This window comes from Pseudomonas sp. NY15364 (genome assembly GCF_048068235.1).
In the GTDB taxonomy this organism is placed as follows: domain Bacteria; phylum Pseudomonadota; class Gammaproteobacteria; order Pseudomonadales; family Pseudomonadaceae; genus Aquipseudomonas; species Aquipseudomonas mendocina_D.
In genome coordinates this window covers 132,508-149,728 of sequence record NZ_JBLUPX010000004.1, presented here as the reverse complement: position 1 = coordinate 149,728, position 17,221 = coordinate 132,508, and the positions used below count along the sequence as shown (strand labels likewise).

Here is a 17,221-nt window from a genome sequence, read left to right as displayed (position 1 = left end):
ACGCGCCCACTGCCAATACCGCTCTGGGCGCTCCCCCTTCTGCCGCAATGCTTGCCAATGCCTCTGTAGTGGGGCACAAAGTCCCGAACCGCTTTCGAGACCCGGCCCATGCTGCGCATCACCCGATTTCTGCTCGTACCGCTGCTGCTGATCGGCGTCGTCGTGCTGGTGCTCACACTGACCAGCCGCCCGTCGAGCACGCCTGCAGTGCTCGAAGACCTCGGCGAGCGCCCTCTGGTGATCGCCCATCGCGGTGGCAAGGGGCTGTGGCCGGAGAACACCCTGTTCGCCTTCGAACGCGCCACCGCTCTCGGCGTCGATATGCTGGAGATGGATCTGCACCTGAGCCAGGACGCCAAACTGGTGGTGATCCACGATGACACCCTGGAACGCACCACCAATGGCCAAGGCCCGGTCGTGCACTTCAGCCTCGCCGAACTGCAAGCGCTCGATGCCGGCTACAAATGGACGGCCGATGGCGGTCAGAGCTATCCCTACCGTGGTCAGGGTACGCGCATTGCCGCACTGAAAGAGGTGTTCGAGCGCTTCCCATTGATCCCCAAGGCGCTCGAAATCAAGGTGCCCGATGTCGGTATGGAAGCTGTGCTCTGCGAAATGCTGGCGGCTTACGACCAACTCGATCGGGTCATTGTCGGCAGCTTTCATGAGCGCAGCCTCAAGCGCTTCAGGGAGCTATGCCCGGAGGTCGCCACCGCGGCAGGGCCGGTCTCGGTGCGCCTGCTACTGGCGCTCAACTGGCTGGGACTGAGCGACCTGCTGTCGCCTTCCTACCCGGTGCTGCAGATACCGCCCGAGCACAGCAGCCTGACCCTGGCGACACCGCGGCTGGTTCGCAATGCACAGGCGCGCGGCCTACAGGTACATCTGTGGACGATCAACGAGCAACCCAGCATGCGCGCGCTGTTGGAGATGGGCGTCAATGGCCTGATCACCGACTATCCGGATCGCGCCTTGCAACTGCTGGGGCGCTCTACCCAGCTCGGTGCGCTGACCGAAGACTAGGCACACAGCGCGGGCAAACACTGATGCAACGTGTACCAGCGCGCGCCATCACCAGCTTATCCACAGACTCATCAACAGATTCAGGGGATAATCTTCACCCTGCGATTGACCATCAGAAAAAACACTGGACAAACGCACGTAATCCGCCCCCTTCGCAGCGCCCGCGACGGCCTGATCAAAAAAACGTCAAAGCGCTGAAGCGCTCGCCAGCAGAGGGCTACGACAAGGCTTACAGAAGTTATCAACAACATCACCCACAGCTCTCGTGGACAAACGCAAAGCTCGGCTGCAGCTTCCCGAAAACAAGTCAAGTCTCTGTGTACAAAGGGAAAATGCCGCTGATCAAATCTTCATCAGCACCCTGAAAATGGCGCCATTTAAGCCCCACAGACAGACACCACCAGCTTATCCACAGTTATTCCCACAGGCTTCGTGGAAAACTTTATTTTCCCCACATGGCATGCTGCCTGCTTAGGCGAGTAGCCTTCGTTTCCCTGCCTAGTAAGGACGCTTCATGTTCAGTTTCTTCCTCGCCGCCATGCTGCTTGGTTTCGTGTTCAACGCCGCTCCGGGCGCCGTGTTCAGCGAAACCCTGCGCCGTGGCCTGCGTGACGGCTACAGACCTGCGCTGCTGGTGCAGATCGGCTCGCTGGTGGGCGACGCCACCTGGGCCGCACTCGGCCTCACCGGCCTGGCACTGCTGCTCGACAGCGCACAGATTCGCTACCCGCTGACGCTGGCCAGCGCCCTCTATCTGGCCTGGCTTGGCTATCAGTCGCTACGCGACGCCCATCGCCCGCCACAACCCAGTGACGATGGCCAGGTCGCTGCCGGTGGCGCTTTTGCCGCGGGCGCGGCGTTATCGCTGACCAACCCGCAGAACATCGTCTACTGGGCGGCGATGGGTGGTGCGATGGCCGCCATCGGTGTCGCCCAGCCGACACCCATGCATTTGGCGGTGTTCTTCGCCGGGTTCATGGTGTCGTCGATTCTCTGGTGCTTCATCTGCGCCGGCCTGGTGGACTGGTTCCGCCGCGCCGCCTCGCTGCTCTGGCACCGCCTGACCTATGCAGCCTGCGGCGTGGTGCTGCTGGGCCTGGCAGGGATGAGTGCACTGGAACTGGTCTGATCGCACGGCGGCTATCGCCATCATCGAAACAATCTAACGGCGCGGCGCCGGCATCGGGACTAGCCTGAACAGCATGTCCCTGCGTCAGGAAGCCGCGCCATGCACCTCAACGACCTGCTCAAGCAACTGCTCGCCAGCTACGCCTGCGCTACCTGCGGCATTGATACGCGGCACTGACACTTGGTGGCTGCGTAGCGACTGGTTACCCTTGGCGCATTTAGCCAAGGAGTTCGTCCATGTCCCTGCGTAGCGTCTGCGTCTTCTGTGGTGCCAGCCCCGGCGCCAGCCCTATCTATCGCGAAGCTGCTGAAGCGCTGGGACAGCACCTGGCCGAGCGTGGCATTCGCCTGATCTACGGCGGCGGGGCCGTCGGCCTGATGGGTGTGGTCGCCGACGCGGCGCTCAATGCCGGTGGCGAAGTGATCGGCATCATCCCGCAAAGCCTGGAGCGCGCCGAAATCGGCCACCGCGGTCTGACCTGCCTGGAAGTGGTGGATGGCATGCACGCACGCAAGGCGCGCATGGCTGAGCTGGCTGACGCCTTCATCGCCCTGCCCGGCGGCCTCGGCACCCTGGAAGAACTGTTCGAGGTGTGGACCTGGGGCCAATTGGGCTATCACGCCAAACCGCTGGGCCTGTTGGAAGTGAATGGCTTCTACAGCAAGCTCGGCGACTTCCTCGATCACCTGGTTGCCGAGCGTTTCGTCCGTGCTCAGCACCGCGAGATGCTGCAGATTGCCGATAGCCCGCAAAACCTGCTCGATGCCCTGAGCGAATGGCGCCCCAGCGCGGCACCGAAGTGGGTGGATCGCGCGCCCGTCTGAGCCTATACGCAGACATGTAACACAATGCTACGCTCTGCGGCTTCTCTCCCCACGGAAGCCGCAACATGGCCGGAACCAGCCTGCTCGCCCTGATCGACGACATCAGTACCGTACTCGACGACGTCGCCACCATGACCAAGATCGCCGCGCGCAAAACCGCCGGCGTGCTCGGTGATGACCTCGCACTCAATGCCCAGCAGGTCACAGGCGTACGTGCAGACCGCGAGCTGCCGGTGGTCTGGGCGGTCGCCAAGGGTTCGCTGCTGAACAAAGCGATTCTGGTGCCGGCCGCCCTGCTGATCAGCGCCGTGGCGCCCTGGCTGGTAGTGCCGCTGCTGATGCTCGGCGGCCTGTTCCTCTGCTACGAGGGCGCCGAGAAACTGGTGCACAAGCTGCTGCACCGCCATGGGGAGAACGACAAGCAGGCCCGCCTGGATGCCATCGCCGACCCGGAGGTCGACCTGGTGGCATTCGAGCGCGAGAAGATTCGTGGCGCCGTGCGCACCGACTTCATTCTCTCGGCGGAAATCATCGCCATCACCCTCGGCACCGTCGCCGCTGCCAGTTTTCTCAATCAGGTACTGGTGCTCAGCGGCATCGCGCTGGTGATGACCGCCGGGGTTTATGGGCTGGTCGCCGGCATCGTCAAACTGGACGACGCCGGGCTCTATCTCAGCCAGCGCACCAGTGCCTTCGCACAGGCCTGTGGTCGCGGCATCCTGCGCCTGGCGCCCTGGTTGATGAAGACGCTGTCAGTGGTTGGCACAGCCGCGATGTTCATGGTCGGTGGTGGCATTCTCAGCCACGGCCTGCCGCCGGTAGAGGCAGCGGTACACCACGCAGCCGAGTGGGTGGCGCGCGATGCCGGGCACCTGGTGTCGCTGCTCGTCCCCACCCTGCTCAATGCGCTGTTCGGCATCCTCGCTGGACTGGTGACGCTGCCGCTGGTCAGCCTGTGCGGCCGCCTCTGGCAGTCGCTTCGGCCCGCCAAGGCCGAGTGAAAAGATCAAAGCGTGTGCAAACGCCTGCGGCCCTTGCCCCGCGCTGCCTGGAGGGATTCCCCCCAAGCTTATCCACAGCTTGCTCCACGTTTTTCGGGGATAAACACCGAATCCACTCCAGGCGCACTATCGATGCGTGACAACGCAAGGCAAACCACTGGTTTACTTGAAGTTTTTCACCGTTCACAGGTGTATTTAAGCGCGTTGGCGAAAAGCTGAACAATGCCCTGCAAGCCCCGAAACGGCGGGAGTGCAGCGGTTGTTCCAGAATTTGTGTACAGAGTTACCCACAGATTCCGTGCACAACTGCTGCCACCATTTATCCCGCCAACGGCAACACGGTCACCTGCACTTCCGGGTCGTGGCTGCCACCCCCCAGAATCACCCCACGCAGCGGCGACACATCGGAGAAATCCCGCCCCCAAGCCAGGGTGATGTGCTCCAGTGCCGGGCGCACGTTGTTGGTCGGATCGAAGTCCACCCAGCCCTGACGCGGGCAATACAGCGAGACCCAGGCATGCGAGGCATCCGCACCGATCAGCCGAGGCTGGCCGGGCGGTGGCTGAGTTAGCAGGTAGCCGCTGACGTAACGCGCCGCCAGCCCACGCGAACGCAGACAGGCAAGCATGAGGTGGGCGAAGTCCTGGCACACCCCACGCTTCTCTTCCAGCACTTGCAGCAGCGGCGTGGCCACCTGAGTGGCTTCAGCATCGAAGCTGAATTCGTCGAAGATCTTCTGCATCAGCGCCTGGCACGCCTGCAGCAGCGGGCGCTCCGGCGTGAAGCAATCGTCGCCGTAGTCGGCGAACACCTGCTTGAGGCGCACATAGGGCGATTCGAAGCGGTAGCGCGCCGCCTCCAGCAAAGCCGGCGCCATCCGTTTGCCGCTGTAGCTGAGAGCCGCGCTGGTAGCCTCCCAGCTTGGTGAGTCATCCAGCTCCAGCGCTGGCCGTTCCAGCACTTCGACGCGCAGCCTAGCGCTGACGACCAACGCCTCATGTGGGCGCTCGAACACCAGGCGGGTCAGGGGGTTTCCGAACACGTCCAGGCCGTCGCGACGCTGACAGGGCTGTGGGTCGATACGCAATTCCTGTTCATGACAGCGCTGCCAGGGGCATTCGCGCGGCCACAGGTGCGCCAGTTGCTGGGCCAGGGAAACCGGCGCCGAGTAACGGTAATGGGTGTCGTGGAGAACCTGATACAACGCGCTGCTCATGAGGATTGCGTCCGCTGGCTGACATCGACATGGGCGAAGAAACGCAGCCCGAGGTGATCGGAGACCGCGCCAGCGGCCTCGCTGATGGCCACCAGCAAATCGGCCAGACCTTCGAGCACCGCCCGGGTGCTGCCTGGGCCGAACAGCGGGTTTTCCAGGCTGGCCAGACTGAAGGCGGTGAGTTGCTGCTCCAGATAGACCAGATAGCGCTCGGCCGGCAGTTCGAAACGCTCGTTGAGCCCTTCCAGCGAGCGCAGCAAGGTACGCATCTGGAAGATCACGGCGTGCGGGTTCTGTTCATCGAGCAACAGCAGGTCGAGCACCGGAATCAACTGCGCCGAAGCCAGGTAACGGGTACGGTAGGTGATGCTGCTGTTGCCCAGTTCCAGCAACCATTCCAGGGCCGACTGGTCAGTGGCAGAGCCGCTGCGCAGGAAGCCGGCGAAACTATCGCAAAGAAACTGCAAGCGCTCGATGTAACGACCGAGCATGAGGAAGCGCCAGCCGTCGTCACGCGTCATGTCGTCGAGGGCAAAGCCCGACAGCGCCGCCAGCGACATCAGCAGACGGTTGAGAAAATCCAGCAGCTCGCCGAAGTCGGCCGGCTGGCCTTCGAGCAGCTGCGCCTCGCGCTGCAGCTCCACCAGCGCCTGCCAGTTGGCCTGGGACAGCTTGCCGCGCACACTGCCAGCGGCCCACTGCAAGCGCTGCAGATTGGAGCGCAGACTGGCCGGCCAGTCGCTGCCGAGCAACGCCTGCAACAGACGCTCCGCCAGCTCGCCCTCTTCAGGATCTGCCAACAGGCCCAATTCCTGCGCCAGCGCCAGCGCGCTCTGCAGCGCCTGCGGGTCGTCATCGTCATCGACGTAGCGCGCCAGCATGATGCGCAGCAGCCGCGCATTGCCCTCGCAGCGCTCGGCGTAACGACCGAACCAGTACAGGTTCTCCACCACGCGTGAAGGCAGGAAGGGGTCGCTGCGGACCAGGTCGGCGGTGCCGAGAGTACGTTGCGTCTGCCAGGGCTCGCCGCCACTCTGCCGCGTGCCGAGCACCCAGGTATCCTTGCTTGCCCCGCCGCGCTGCATCGACACGACCTCGGCATCGGCCTCGGCGGCTACGCGAGTCAGGCCACCCGGCATCACCCGATAGCCATCGGCGCTGGCCACGGCGAACACGCGCATGCCGATGGCCCGCGGCTGCAAACCGCTGCCGTCCCACACCGGTGCCTGTGACAACTTGGCCCGCGCTTGCGCGACATAGGCGTAGGGACGTGCCTGCAGGCGCTCGGCCAGCTTGGCGCGCTGCGCCTCGTCCAGATCACGGCCGAATACCGGATTGAAGCTCTGCGAGGGGAAGGCCGGACGCACCAGCAACTGGTCGAGTTTCTCCAGGGCCTCGTCCAGCACCGGCGGCTCGCCGCACCACCAACTGGCGATGGATGGCAGCAGCAGTTCCTCGCCCAACAGGTGCTCGCTGATCGCCGGCAAAAAGCCAGGCAGGCCGGGGGATTCCAGCACGCCGCTGCCCAGGGCATTGGCCACCAGCACGCGGCCACGGCGCACGGCCTCGAGCAGGCCAGGTACGCCAAGGGCGGAATCGGTGCGCAGCTCCAGCGGGTCGCAGTAGTCGTCATCGAGACGACGCAGTACCGCGTGTACGCGGCGCAGGCCGGCTAGGGTCTTGAGGTAGAGGGTGGCGTCGCGCACGGTCAGGTCGCTGCCTTCGACCAGTGGATAACCGAGCTGGCGCGCCAGGTACAGGTGTTCGAAGTAGCTCTCGTTGAAGCGCCCCGGCGTCAGCAGTACCACCAGCGGCGTCTCGCCGCCACTTGGTGCCTGACGCGCCAGGGTGTCCTGCAAGGTACGGAAGAAGCCGGCCAGATACTGCACGCGCAGGTCGCGGTACAACTCGGGGAAGGCGCGCGAGACGATCTGTCGGTTCTCCAGCGCATAACCGGCCCCGGAGGGCGCCTGGGTACGGTCGGCAGTGACCCACCAACGACCGTCCGGAGCTCGGGCCAGATCCACCGCATACAGGTGCAGCCAGGTGCCACCCGGCGCCTGCATGCCCTGGCACGGCCAGAGGAAGTTATTGTGACCGAACACCAGTTCGGTCGGCAGCAAGCCCTCGGCGATCAGCTTCTGCGGGCCGTAGAGATCAGCCAGCACGCGATTGAGCAGGGTCGCGCGCTGCGCCACGCCTGCGGCGATCTGCTGCCACTCGTCCGCCGGGATCAGATTGGGCAGCAGATCCAGCTCCCACGGGCGATCCGCACCTTCCGGGTCGGCGTAGACGTTGTAGGTGACGCCGTTTTCCTGGATCTGCCGGGCCAGCATGGCCTCGCGCTGCGCCAGGTGTTCCGGACGGCTGCGCGCCAGTTGCTCGTACAGGCGGCGCCAGTGCGGGCGCACGTTGCCCTTGGCGTCGAGCAGTTCGTGGTAGGCCCCGGCAGGGGGCGGATAATCGTCTAGCAGGTCGTGCATGGCAGGCTCGGCAGTGGCAAGGCGGTGCAGCGTGATGCAGGTTGATGCTGTATCCGTGGGAGGCGCTTCAGCGGCGACGGCTCGCGGCTAAAGCCCCTCCCACAGACGGAGTCGACGTCAAACGCGACGCAGATCCAGGGTCATCGGCAGTTCATTATTGTCTATCGGCTGCAGGGCCGGGCGCTTGCCCGGGCTGTGGCCCAGGCGGAAGAAACGCGCCAGGCGCCGGCTCTCGGCCTCGTAAGCGTTGACCGGCAGGCTGTCGTAGTTACGACCGCCCGGATGCGCGACATGGTACTGGCAACCACCCAGCGAACGCTGCATCCAGGTGTCGATCAGGTCGAACACCAGCGGCGCGTGCACACCGATGGTCGGTTGCAGACAACTGGCCGGCTGCCAGGCACGGAAACGCACACCGCCGACGAACTCGCCAACCTTGCCGGTCGGCCGCAGCGGCACCGGCACGCCGTTGCAGGTCAACACATAGCGATCCGGGGCCATGCCGTTCACCTTCACCTGCAGCCGCTCCAGGGACGAGTCGACGTAGCGTACGGTGCCACCAACCGCACCCTCCTCACCCAACACGTGCCAGGGCTCCAGCGCCTGGCGCACTTCCAGGTCGATACCCTTGACCATGAAGTCGCCGGCCTTGGGAAAGCGGAACTCCAAATGCGGGGCGAACCATTCGCTGCGCAGGCGATAGCCAAAGGCACCCAGTTCCTGCAGCACATCGGCGAAGTCCTGCTCGATGAAATGCGGTAGCAGGTAGCGGTCGTGCAACTCGGTGCCCCAACGCACCAGTTTCGCCGGGCGATAGGGCTCCTGCCAGAAACGCGCGATCAGCGCACGCAGCAGCAGTTGCTGAGCCAGACTCATCTGCGCATGCGGCGGCATCTCGAAGGCGCGCAGCTCAAGCAGGCCCAGACGACCAGTGGCCGAGTCCGGCGAGTACAACTTGTCGATGCAGAACTCGGCGCGGTGAGTGTTGCCGGTGACGTCCACCAGCAGGTTGCGCAACAGCCGATCGACCAGCCACGGCGGGCAGTCGCGCCCCGGTTCGGGCATCTGCGCGAAGGCAATCTCCAGCTCGTACAGCGCATCGTTGCGCGCCTCATCGACACGTGGCGCCTGTGACGTCGGGCCGATGAACAACCCGCTGAACAGATAGGACAGCGACGGGTGGTTGTGCCAATAGCTGATCAGGCTACGCAGCAGATCAGGACGGCGCAGGAAGGGCGAATCCCCCGGCGTCGCCCCGCCGAGGACGAAGTGGTTGCCGCCGCCGGTGCCGGTGTGGCGTCCGTCGATCATGAATTTCTCGCTGGACAGACGCGACTGCCGCGCCGCCTCGTAGAGAAATTCGCAGCGCTCGACCAGCTCATCCCAACTGGCGGCCGGGTGGATGTTGACCTCGATCACGCCCGGGTCGGGGGTGACGCGGAAATACTGCAGGCGCGGGTCCAACGGCGGCTCGTAGCCCTCCAGCAGCACCGGGCATTTGAGCTCGGCAGCCACGGCCTCGATGGCCGCGACCAGCTCCAAATAGTCTTCGAGGTGGCTCAGCGGCGGCATGAACAGATACAGGCGGCCATCGCGGGGCTCGGCGCACAGCGCGGTACGGACGATGCCGGCAGCCGATTGCCCATTGGCCGGGCGCGCGCTCTGCGGGCCGGCACTGGCGCCGCGCCAGACACCGCGCAGCTGACGCTGGATCTGCGCCGGGCTGGGCAACGGCGGCAACGCCTGGCTAGGGTCGACCGGATTGACGTAAGGGTAGTCGGCCTGGCTGACCCAGGGCATGGAATCCAGCGGCAGGCGATAGCCCAGCGCCGAGTCGCCCGGCAACAGACGGCAATGCTCGTCACGCAGGAACCAGCGCCCACTCTGCCAGCCCTCGCCGACCACCTGACGCGCCAACGGCAACACGTGGCCAACCACCGAGTCGAGCCCTTGATCGAACACCTTGCGCAGGCGCTCGCGCTCCAGCGGATCACTCAAGCGCGGGTCATCCGGGGTGACGTTGTCCGGCAGCTTGCGCTCGCGCCACAGGTAATAGAACCAATCCTCATAGGCCGGAAAAACATTGCCGGCATCCACCCCCAGATGCGCGGCCAGCGCCCCCAGGAAACGCTCGGCGGTTTCTGCCGTCGCGCCATAGCCACGCTTCTCGTCAGCCAGCAGCTTGGGGTCGTGCCACAGCGGTTCACCATCGCGGCGCCAGAAGCAGTTCAGCGACCAACGCGGCAACTGCTCGCCGGGGTACCACTTGCCCTGACCGAAATGCACCAGCGCCTTGGGCGCGTAATGGTTGCGCAGGCGATAGAACAGGTCGGCCGCCAGGCGGCGCTTGTTCGGCCCGAGCGCGGCGGTGTTCCACTCGTCGTCATCGGGATAATCGAGAGCGACGAAGGTCGGCTCGCCGCCCATGGTCAGGCGCACGTCGTGCTTGTGCAGGTCATCGTCGATCTGCTGGCCCAGCGCCTGGATCGCCTGCCATTGCGCCTCGCTGTAGGGCTTGGTGACGCGTGGTGCTTCCCACACACGCTCGACGCTCATCAGATGCTCGAATTCCACCTCGCACTCGTCCAGACCACCGGTGATCGGCGCCGCCGAGGATGGCTCCGGGCTGCAGGCCAGCGGGATGTGGCCTTCGCCGGCGAACAGGCCTGAAGTGGGATCGAGACCGATCCAGCCGGCGCCGGGCAAATACACTTCGCACCATGCGTGCAGGTCGGTGAAGTCCTTGTCGGTACCGGAGGGCCCGTCGAGGGCTTTGACGTCGGCCGTGAGCTGGATCAAGTAGCCGGAAACAAAGCGCGCCGCCAGCCCCAGATGACGCAGCAGTTGCACCAGCAGCCAGGCCGAATCACGGCACGAACCGGCAGCCAGCTCGAGCGACTGCTCCGGCGTCTGCACGCCCGGCTCCATGCGAATCAGGTAGCGAATGTCGGCCGACAGACGTTGGTTCAGCTCGACCAGAAAATCGATGCTGGGACGCGGCTTGCGAGAAATACCGGCCAGGTACTTGGCGAACAGCGGCGTGGCCGGCAGCTTGACCAGATAAGGCGCCAGCTCGCGCTGCTCGCCCTCGGTGTAGGCGAAAGGAATGCGCTCAGCGTAGGGCTCAAGGAAGAAGTCGAACGGGTTGAACACCGCCATCTCGGCGACCAGGTCCACCTCGACCTTGAACTCGCGAGTCTTCTCCGGGAACACCAGACGCGCCAGGTAATTACCCTGCGGGTCTTGCTGCCAGTTGATGAAGTATTCGGCCGGCTCGACTTTCAATGCGTAGGAGAGAATGCGCGTGCGGCTGTGCGGTGCCGGGCGCAGGCGCACGACCTGCGGCCCGAGATTGACCGCGCGGTCGTAGCGGTAGTGGGTGACATGATGCAGCGCGACATGAATCGACACGGCGGCCTCCTGCTAGCCTGGACGATACTCAGTGCAGCGCAAGACTTATGCCAGGGGCAACCCGCTGATTTCCCAGCGTACTGCGCCCCGCAAGCCCCTTATCGGGGCATCGCCCGCACCAAGGTCAGATGGACGCACAACTATAGAGCAGGCGCCAGCCGTAATGATGACAATTACGCGGGGAGTCAGCACTCGCCATCGAGACTGGCGATCCAGCGGTCGATCACCTCCAGCCCTTCGCGGTGGGAGGTGGAACGGCCCAGCTCGGGCATCATGATGCTGGGATCGGTGCTGTGCAGGCGGAAGCTCAGCACCGATTTCTCCGGCGCACCGGGGTGGATGTCCACCAATCGGTCGCCGGAGCCCTTGCCCGCAGCCACTGGCTGTTTACATAGCCCATAGGCGATGCTCAGCGGCGTAGCCGGATCGAGATACAAACCCGAGGTACGCCCCGGCCCTTCAGGGTTATGGCAGTGCGAGCAGTTGGCATCCAGATAACTGCGTGCCTGTTGTTCCAGGCTCTCGCCTTCGCGCGGCGCGCTCCACAGGGCATTGCGTGGCACGCTTGCCATGTCAGCCGGCACACCTTGCAGGAAACCGATGTTCTGCCAGTGCTGCAACTGGTTGGCCGCACCACCGGCGTAGGCGAAATCCTTGTTCAGATGGCGCGCCTTCGGCCCCAACGGCTGCACCCCCTTGCCCGCCTGCTCCTCATGACAACCCGCGCACTGGTTGGCATCGGGCACCTGATAGTCGACCGCCAGCACCTCGCCCGCTTCATCATGCAGCTGCAGATCGAAGCTGGCGCCTGCCCAGTCCAAAGTGGCCTCGCGCTGCGCCTCGTCCCAGACATAGGGCAACGCGACCCAGCCCTGCTCCTGGCGCAGCAGAATGCGCGTCTCGATCAGCCGCACCCGTTTCAGCACCACCGCCTCGGCGCCGTGCTGCTCACTGCGCAGCAGCCGACCCTGGGCATCGACCGGGTAGTAGAAGGTTTTGCTCAGCACGCTGCCAGCGGGGTAATCGAAACGTGTTTCGGCATAGCGAGCGTGGCTACCCTGGGGCATCCAGACAGTACGCAGCTTGTGCGCGTAATCGGTGAACAGTGGCGTGTTCAGATCGTAGGGCTGCACGCCTTCGACCGGCTGCAGCTGGCCGTCACGCTGCTGCAGCACACCCCATGCGCTGAGCTTCTGCGGATAGTCCTCGCTGCTGGGCAGATACAGAGGCGTGCGTGCCTGCTCGCATGCCGCGAGCAGTACAGCGGCAATCAACAGCCAGGCGTGCTTCATGCTCACTCACCTGCCTCGGCCAGGGCTGCACGCAGCTCGACGGCAGGAAGACGAGGCAACTCGCAACGATGCGGCTCGATGTCGGTGCTGATGTTCTTGTAGCCGCCTGGCCCATCGACATTGACGATACCCGCCTCGCCATTGTCGATGCAGATGGCCAGATCCACCGGCAGTTTGCCGTCGACCAGTTTCTCAGGGTTCACGTAGCCATCCCAGAGGATGTCCGGCAAGCGCCCATTGAGCCCGAACTTGGCCAGCCTCAGGGCCTTGAGTTCGAGGTTGTCAGGGCTGTCACCGCCCGGGCCGAAACGATTGCCGTGGATATGAATGGCTTCCGGGTAGGGGTCGAAATCATCGGTCGTGGATAGATCGGTATAACCGGTGCTGAAGTAACTGCTGACGATGACGTTGGCAGTGCGGTGGTCGCCAATATCGTTGTCGAAGATTTCCACCCTGTCGTTGGAGTTGATCAGCACGCCAGAGCCCGCTGGCACACTGGCGACCGGCGTACCCTTGTGGCCGAAGTTCTTGTGGTTGTTGCCCTCGACCTTGTTGCGGTAGACCCGCGTGGTGTGTCCTGGCTGTGGCAGATTGGGCATGTTGAACACCAGGATACCGCCGGTGTTGCCGGTGGCGACGTTGTCGTAAACATCGGCACCGATGGTGTTCTCGATTTCGATACCCGCGACGTTGCGCTCGGCACGGCTGTTGCGCACCACCACGTTGCGCGACTGGCCAACATAGATGCCGGCGTCCGAAGCACCGATGGCCACTACGCCGTCGATCAGCACGTTCTCGGTCTGCACCGGGTAGATGCCATAGGCACCATTCTCGGTGGCCGGGCCATTCGTCCATTCGGTGCGTACGCGGCGGATGATGATGTTCTGACCGCCCACAACCTTGAGCGCATCACCCTTGGTGTCCTCCAGCGCCAGATCCTCGATGGTGAAGTCGGAAGCGTTCACCAGCAGCCCTTCGGCACCCGACTTCTGCCCTTTGAAATTGAGGATGGTCTGATCCATGCCGGCGCCGCGCAACGTCACCCCACTGACCTTGAGGCTCAGGCTACGGTCGAGCTGCCAGGTGCCCGCGGGGATCTCGATCACCTCACCCGGCTTGGCCTTGATCAGCTGCGTCTGCAGTTGCTTCTGAAAGTCGAGACTGGCCGCGGGCGGCGCTTCGCTCTCCCCACATGCTGCCAACAACAGGGACAGAGCGATAACAGAGGGAGCAGCAAGGCGCATGGTAGGACTCCGATGTTGTTTTTATATTATGGAACTATAGTGCCAATATAAAAACAAACCAAGCCCGCCGTGCATCACAAGCCGAGCCACGAAACCAGGCGAGACGCTTGCAGCCATTACCCGGAAACAACAGACTACGTCGGCCATCTCTACCCCCACAGCCCAAGGACAGGCCGCCATGCACACCCTCGAACGCATCTATCCGTTGAAGATGGATGAGCGCCTGGCCGCCGACCAGGCCACTCTCGACCTGCACATGCAGCGTTATGAATTCGCCAGCGACTCGCTGGCAGGCTCGCGCGTGCTCGACATGGCGTGTGGCTGTGGTTACGGCAGTGCATTGCTGGCTGAACGGCATCCGGACAAGCAGATCACCGGTATCGACATCGATCCCGAAGCCATTGCCTACGCCCAGGCGCATTACCGACGGCCGAACCTGCGCTACCTGTGCGCGAATGCCGAAACCTTCGCCGACAGCGCAGGCTTCGACAGCATTGTCAGCCTGGAGACCATCGAGCACCTGCCAGACCCGGTGCGTCTGGTGGAAAACCTCTCACGACTGCTGGCCCAAGGTGGTCGCATCATTGCCTCGGTGCCGACCACGCCAACGCTCGACGGCAACCCGCATCACCTGCATGACTTCAGCCCAGCCAGCTTCGCCCGCCTGTTCCGCCGCTATGGTTTGCGCCCGCATGAGCGCTTCGAGCAGATCCAGCACTGGGAATTTTCCGGACTGTTCAAGAAGTCGGAGAAAAAAGAGGCCCGCCAGCACCGCTCGGAAGGTGTCGGCAATGCCGTGCTGGCGTATTACCGCAGCCACCCGTTTTATCTGTTCAGGCGCTTGTGGTCGATCCTGCGCTACGGCCCGAGCAACCGTTACCTGACCTGCCGTTTCAGCACTGATTGAACCTGTCGCTCCTCACGATGACAGTGGTGGGCTGAAGCCCAACTACCGGATGCCGACCGGAGCCTCTAAAACGAAAACGCCAGCACAGTGCTGGCGTTTTCGTGAGTGCCGCTGATGACTCAGCGCGGTACTGCGGGCTTCTTCCCAGGCTTCTTGCCCTTGCCTTTGCCAGCGCCAGCACGTTCACGCGCGGCTTGCTGGTTACGCGCCTCAGCCGCCGCTTTGGCCTGCTCACGCTTGTCCCAGGGCTTGCTGCCATCACTGCCACGCGGCGGCAGCCCCGTATGCTGAGTGAGTATCTTGCCTGCGTTGCCCACTTTCTTGCTGCCGACCGGCGTGGAGTTCTTGCGCCGCGCACTCTGGTAGCCATCATCAGCAGCCGGCTGGTGAGCCGGAATCAGTTGATGCTTGGCCGGGCCGATCAGATCACTGCGGCCCATGCGCGTCAGCGCCTCACGCAGCAGCGGCCACCCTTTCGGATCGTGATAGCGCAGGAACGCCTTGTGCAGACGACGCTGTTGTTCGCTCTTGACGATCTCGACGCCATCGCTCTTGTAGGTGACCTTGCGCAGCGGGTTCTTGCCCGAGTGATACATGGCGGTCGCCGTGGCCATCGGCGACGGGTAGAAGGCCTGCACCTGGTCGGCGCGGAAACCGTTGCGCTTTAGCCACAGAGCGAGGTTCATCATGTCCTCGTCGGTGGTGCCCGGGTGCGCAGCGATGAAGTACGGGATCAGGTACTGCTCCTTGCCCGCCTCTTTCGAGTACTTCTCGAACATCTGCTTGAAGCGGTCGTAGCTGCCGATCCCCGGCTTCATCATCTTGTCCAGCGGGCCACGCTCGGTGTGCTCCGGCGCGATCTTGAGATAACCGCCAACATGGTGGGTGACCAGTTCCTTGACATACTCCGGCGACTCCACGGCCAGGTCGTAACGCAGGCCCGAGGCGATCAGGATCTTTTTCACGCCCGGCAGTGCACGCGCCTTGCGGTACAGCTCGATCAGGGACGAGTGGTCGGTGTTGAGGTTCTCGCAGATGCCGGGGAACACGCACGACGGTTTGCGGCAGTGCTTCTCGATCTCCGGGTCCTTGCAGGCGATGCGGTACATGTTGGCGGTCGGCCCGCCGAGGTCGGAGACCACGCCGGTGAAGCCCGGCACCTTGTCACGCATCTCCTCGATCTCGCGAATGATCGACTCGTGGGAGCGGTTCTGGATGATGCGGCCTTCGTGCTCGGTGATCGAGCAGAAGGTGCAGCCGCCGAAGCAGCCACGCATGATGTTCACCGAGAAACGGATCATGTCGTAGGCTGGGATCTTCTCCTTGCCATACGCCGGATGCGGCACGCGCGCATAGGGCATGCCGAACACGTAGTCCATTTCCTCGGTGGTCATGGGGATGGGTGGCGGGTTGAACCACACGTCCACCTCGCCATGCTTCTGCACCAGCGCGCGGGCGTTGCCCGGGTTGGTTTCCAGGTGCAGCACGCGGTTGGCGTGGGCATAGAGCACGGGGTCGTTGCGCACCTTCTCGAACGACGGCAGACGGATTACCGTCTTGTCGCGGGTCATGCGCGGGCTGTCGAGAATCTGCACCACCTTGGCTTCGTTGGGGTCTTCGACCTCGCCTTTTGCCTGCTCGATGGCGCAGGCCTCGGTGTCCTGCGTATTGACGTAGGGATTGATGATCTTGTCGACGCGGCCCGGGCGGTCGATACGGGTGGAATCGACCTCATACCAACCTTCGGGCGTGTCACGCCGAATGAAAGCCGTACCGCGTACATCGCTGATGGTTTCGACCTGCTCGCCACGCGACAGACGCTGAGCGATCTCCACCACCGCGCGCTCGGCATTGCCGTAGAGCAGGATATCGGCGGTAGCATCCATCAGGATCGAACGGCGGACCTTGTCCTGCCAGTAGTCGTAATGGGCGATACGGCGCAAGGATGCCTCGATGCCGCCCAGCACCACCGGCACGTGGCTGTAGGCCTCCTTGCAGCGCTGGCTATAGACCAGGCTGGCGCGATCCGGGCGCTTGCCGGCCAGGCCGCCGGGCGTATAGGCGTCGTCGGAGCGAATCTTCTTGTCGGCGGTGTAGCGATTGATCATCGAGTCCATGTTGCCGGCTGCGACACCGAAGAACAGGTTCGGCTCGCCGAGCTTCATGAAGTCGTCTTTGGACTGCCAGTTCGGCTGGGCGATGATGCCCACGCGAAAGCCCTGGGCTTCCAGCAGACGGCCGATGATCGCCATGCCGAACGAAGGATGGTCGACGTAGGCATCACCGGTGACGATGATGATGTCGCACGAATCCCAGCCGAGCTGATCCATCTCCTCCCTGCTCATCGGCAGGAACGGTGCAGGCCCGAAACACTCGGCCCAATACTTGGGATAGTCGAACAACGGCTTGGCGGCTTGCATATTTTTTGATCAGCGGGCTATCACGAGGGGCGCGGATAATAGCACAAAAATTGACCAAACCAGACTAATACGCTGGGTTTAATAGCACCTGCGCGCACCACGGCAAACGCTCAAACAGGCGCACCGATCACTCACCTGGCTACTGACTCTTGCCCAGCACCGACCTCAGGAAAGAAAGGATAGAGAAATCAGTTATTTTCCTGCAGTAGCCTTACGCCATATTTGTTTTCGTCCGATAACAATCCTGTGCATATACTCAAGTACTCGGTCA

General features: G+C 63.5%; 12 protein-coding genes. 6 read left to right on the top strand and 6 right to left on the bottom strand.

The window, feature by feature from the left end; genetic code table 11:
• Nucleotides 1–108: 108 nt before the first annotated feature.
• The 5 genes from ACNFCJ_RS05415 (at nucleotide 109) to ACNFCJ_RS05395 (ending at nucleotide 3,977) form a co-directional block, all read left to right on the top strand.
• Entirely contained in the window at nucleotides 109–1,023 is a 915-nt protein-coding gene (locus ACNFCJ_RS05415) for a glycerophosphodiester phosphodiesterase (protein WP_416770220.1), read from the top strand.
• A gap of 23 nt (nucleotides 1,024–1,046) precedes the next feature.
• Nucleotides 1,047–1,388, top strand: coding sequence for a hypothetical protein (locus ACNFCJ_RS05410; protein ID WP_416770219.1), 342 nt, complete (start codon nucleotides 1,047–1,049; stop codon nucleotides 1,386–1,388).
• A 149-nt stretch (nucleotides 1,389–1,537) separates the two neighbouring features.
• Nucleotides 1,538–2,152, top strand: a complete 615-nt coding sequence (locus ACNFCJ_RS05405; RefSeq protein WP_099522685.1) for a LysE family transporter — start codon at nucleotides 1,538–1,540, stop codon at nucleotides 2,150–2,152.
• A gap of 236 nt (nucleotides 2,153–2,388) precedes the next feature.
• On the top strand, nucleotides 2,389–2,976 hold the full coding sequence (locus ACNFCJ_RS05400) for a TIGR00730 family Rossman fold protein (RefSeq protein ID WP_041976613.1): 588 nt from the start codon (nucleotides 2,389–2,391) through the stop codon (nucleotides 2,974–2,976).
• Between the two features lie 65 nt (nucleotides 2,977–3,041).
• A complete protein-coding gene (locus ACNFCJ_RS05395; protein WP_416770218.1) occupies nucleotides 3,042–3,977 on the top strand; it encodes a DUF808 domain-containing protein in 936 nt (311 codons plus the stop codon).
• A 319-nt stretch (nucleotides 3,978–4,296) separates the two neighbouring features.
• Here ACNFCJ_RS05395 and ACNFCJ_RS05390 read toward each other — a convergent pair whose 3' ends face one another.
• The 5 genes from ACNFCJ_RS05390 to ACNFCJ_RS05370 form a co-directional block, all read right to left on the bottom strand.
• Nucleotides 4,297–5,193, bottom strand: a complete 897-nt coding sequence (locus tag ACNFCJ_RS05390) for a transglutaminase family protein (RefSeq protein ID WP_179545893.1) — start codon at nucleotides 5,191–5,193, stop codon at nucleotides 4,297–4,299.
• Nucleotides 5,190–7,676, bottom strand: coding sequence for a circularly permuted type 2 ATP-grasp protein (locus tag ACNFCJ_RS05385; protein WP_416770216.1), 2,487 nt, complete (start codon nucleotides 7,674–7,676; stop codon nucleotides 5,190–5,192). Before ACNFCJ_RS05385 ends, ACNFCJ_RS05390 begins: the two co-directional genes overlap by 4 nt.
• A gap of 117 nt (nucleotides 7,677–7,793) precedes the next feature.
• Nucleotides 7,794–11,087: a DUF2126 domain-containing protein gene (locus ACNFCJ_RS05380; RefSeq protein WP_416770214.1), complete on the bottom strand. Its 3,294-nt coding sequence runs from the start codon at nucleotides 11,085–11,087 to the stop codon at nucleotides 7,794–7,796.
• A 185-nt stretch (nucleotides 11,088–11,272) separates the two neighbouring features.
• Nucleotides 11,273–12,379, bottom strand: coding sequence for an SO2930 family diheme c-type cytochrome (locus tag ACNFCJ_RS05375; RefSeq protein WP_416770213.1), 1,107 nt, complete (start codon nucleotides 12,377–12,379; stop codon nucleotides 11,273–11,275).
• Between the two features lie 2 nt (nucleotides 12,380–12,381).
• A complete protein-coding gene (locus ACNFCJ_RS05370) occupies nucleotides 12,382–13,623 on the bottom strand; it encodes a parallel beta-helix domain-containing protein (protein ID WP_416770211.1) in 1,242 nt (413 codons plus the stop codon).
• A gap of 178 nt (nucleotides 13,624–13,801) precedes the next feature.
• Here ACNFCJ_RS05370 and ACNFCJ_RS05365 point away from each other — a divergent pair, with 178 nt between their 5' ends.
• A complete protein-coding gene (locus tag ACNFCJ_RS05365) occupies nucleotides 13,802–14,530 on the top strand; it encodes a class I SAM-dependent methyltransferase (protein ID WP_416770209.1) in 729 nt (242 codons plus the stop codon).
• A gap of 119 nt (nucleotides 14,531–14,649) precedes the next feature.
• Here the strand turns inward: ACNFCJ_RS05365 and ACNFCJ_RS05360 are convergent, their stop codons facing one another.
• Nucleotides 14,650–16,950, bottom strand: a complete 2,301-nt coding sequence (locus ACNFCJ_RS05360) for a YgiQ family radical SAM protein (protein ID WP_256834447.1) — start codon at nucleotides 16,948–16,950, stop codon at nucleotides 14,650–14,652.
• Nucleotides 16,951–17,221: the final 271 nt, after the last annotated feature.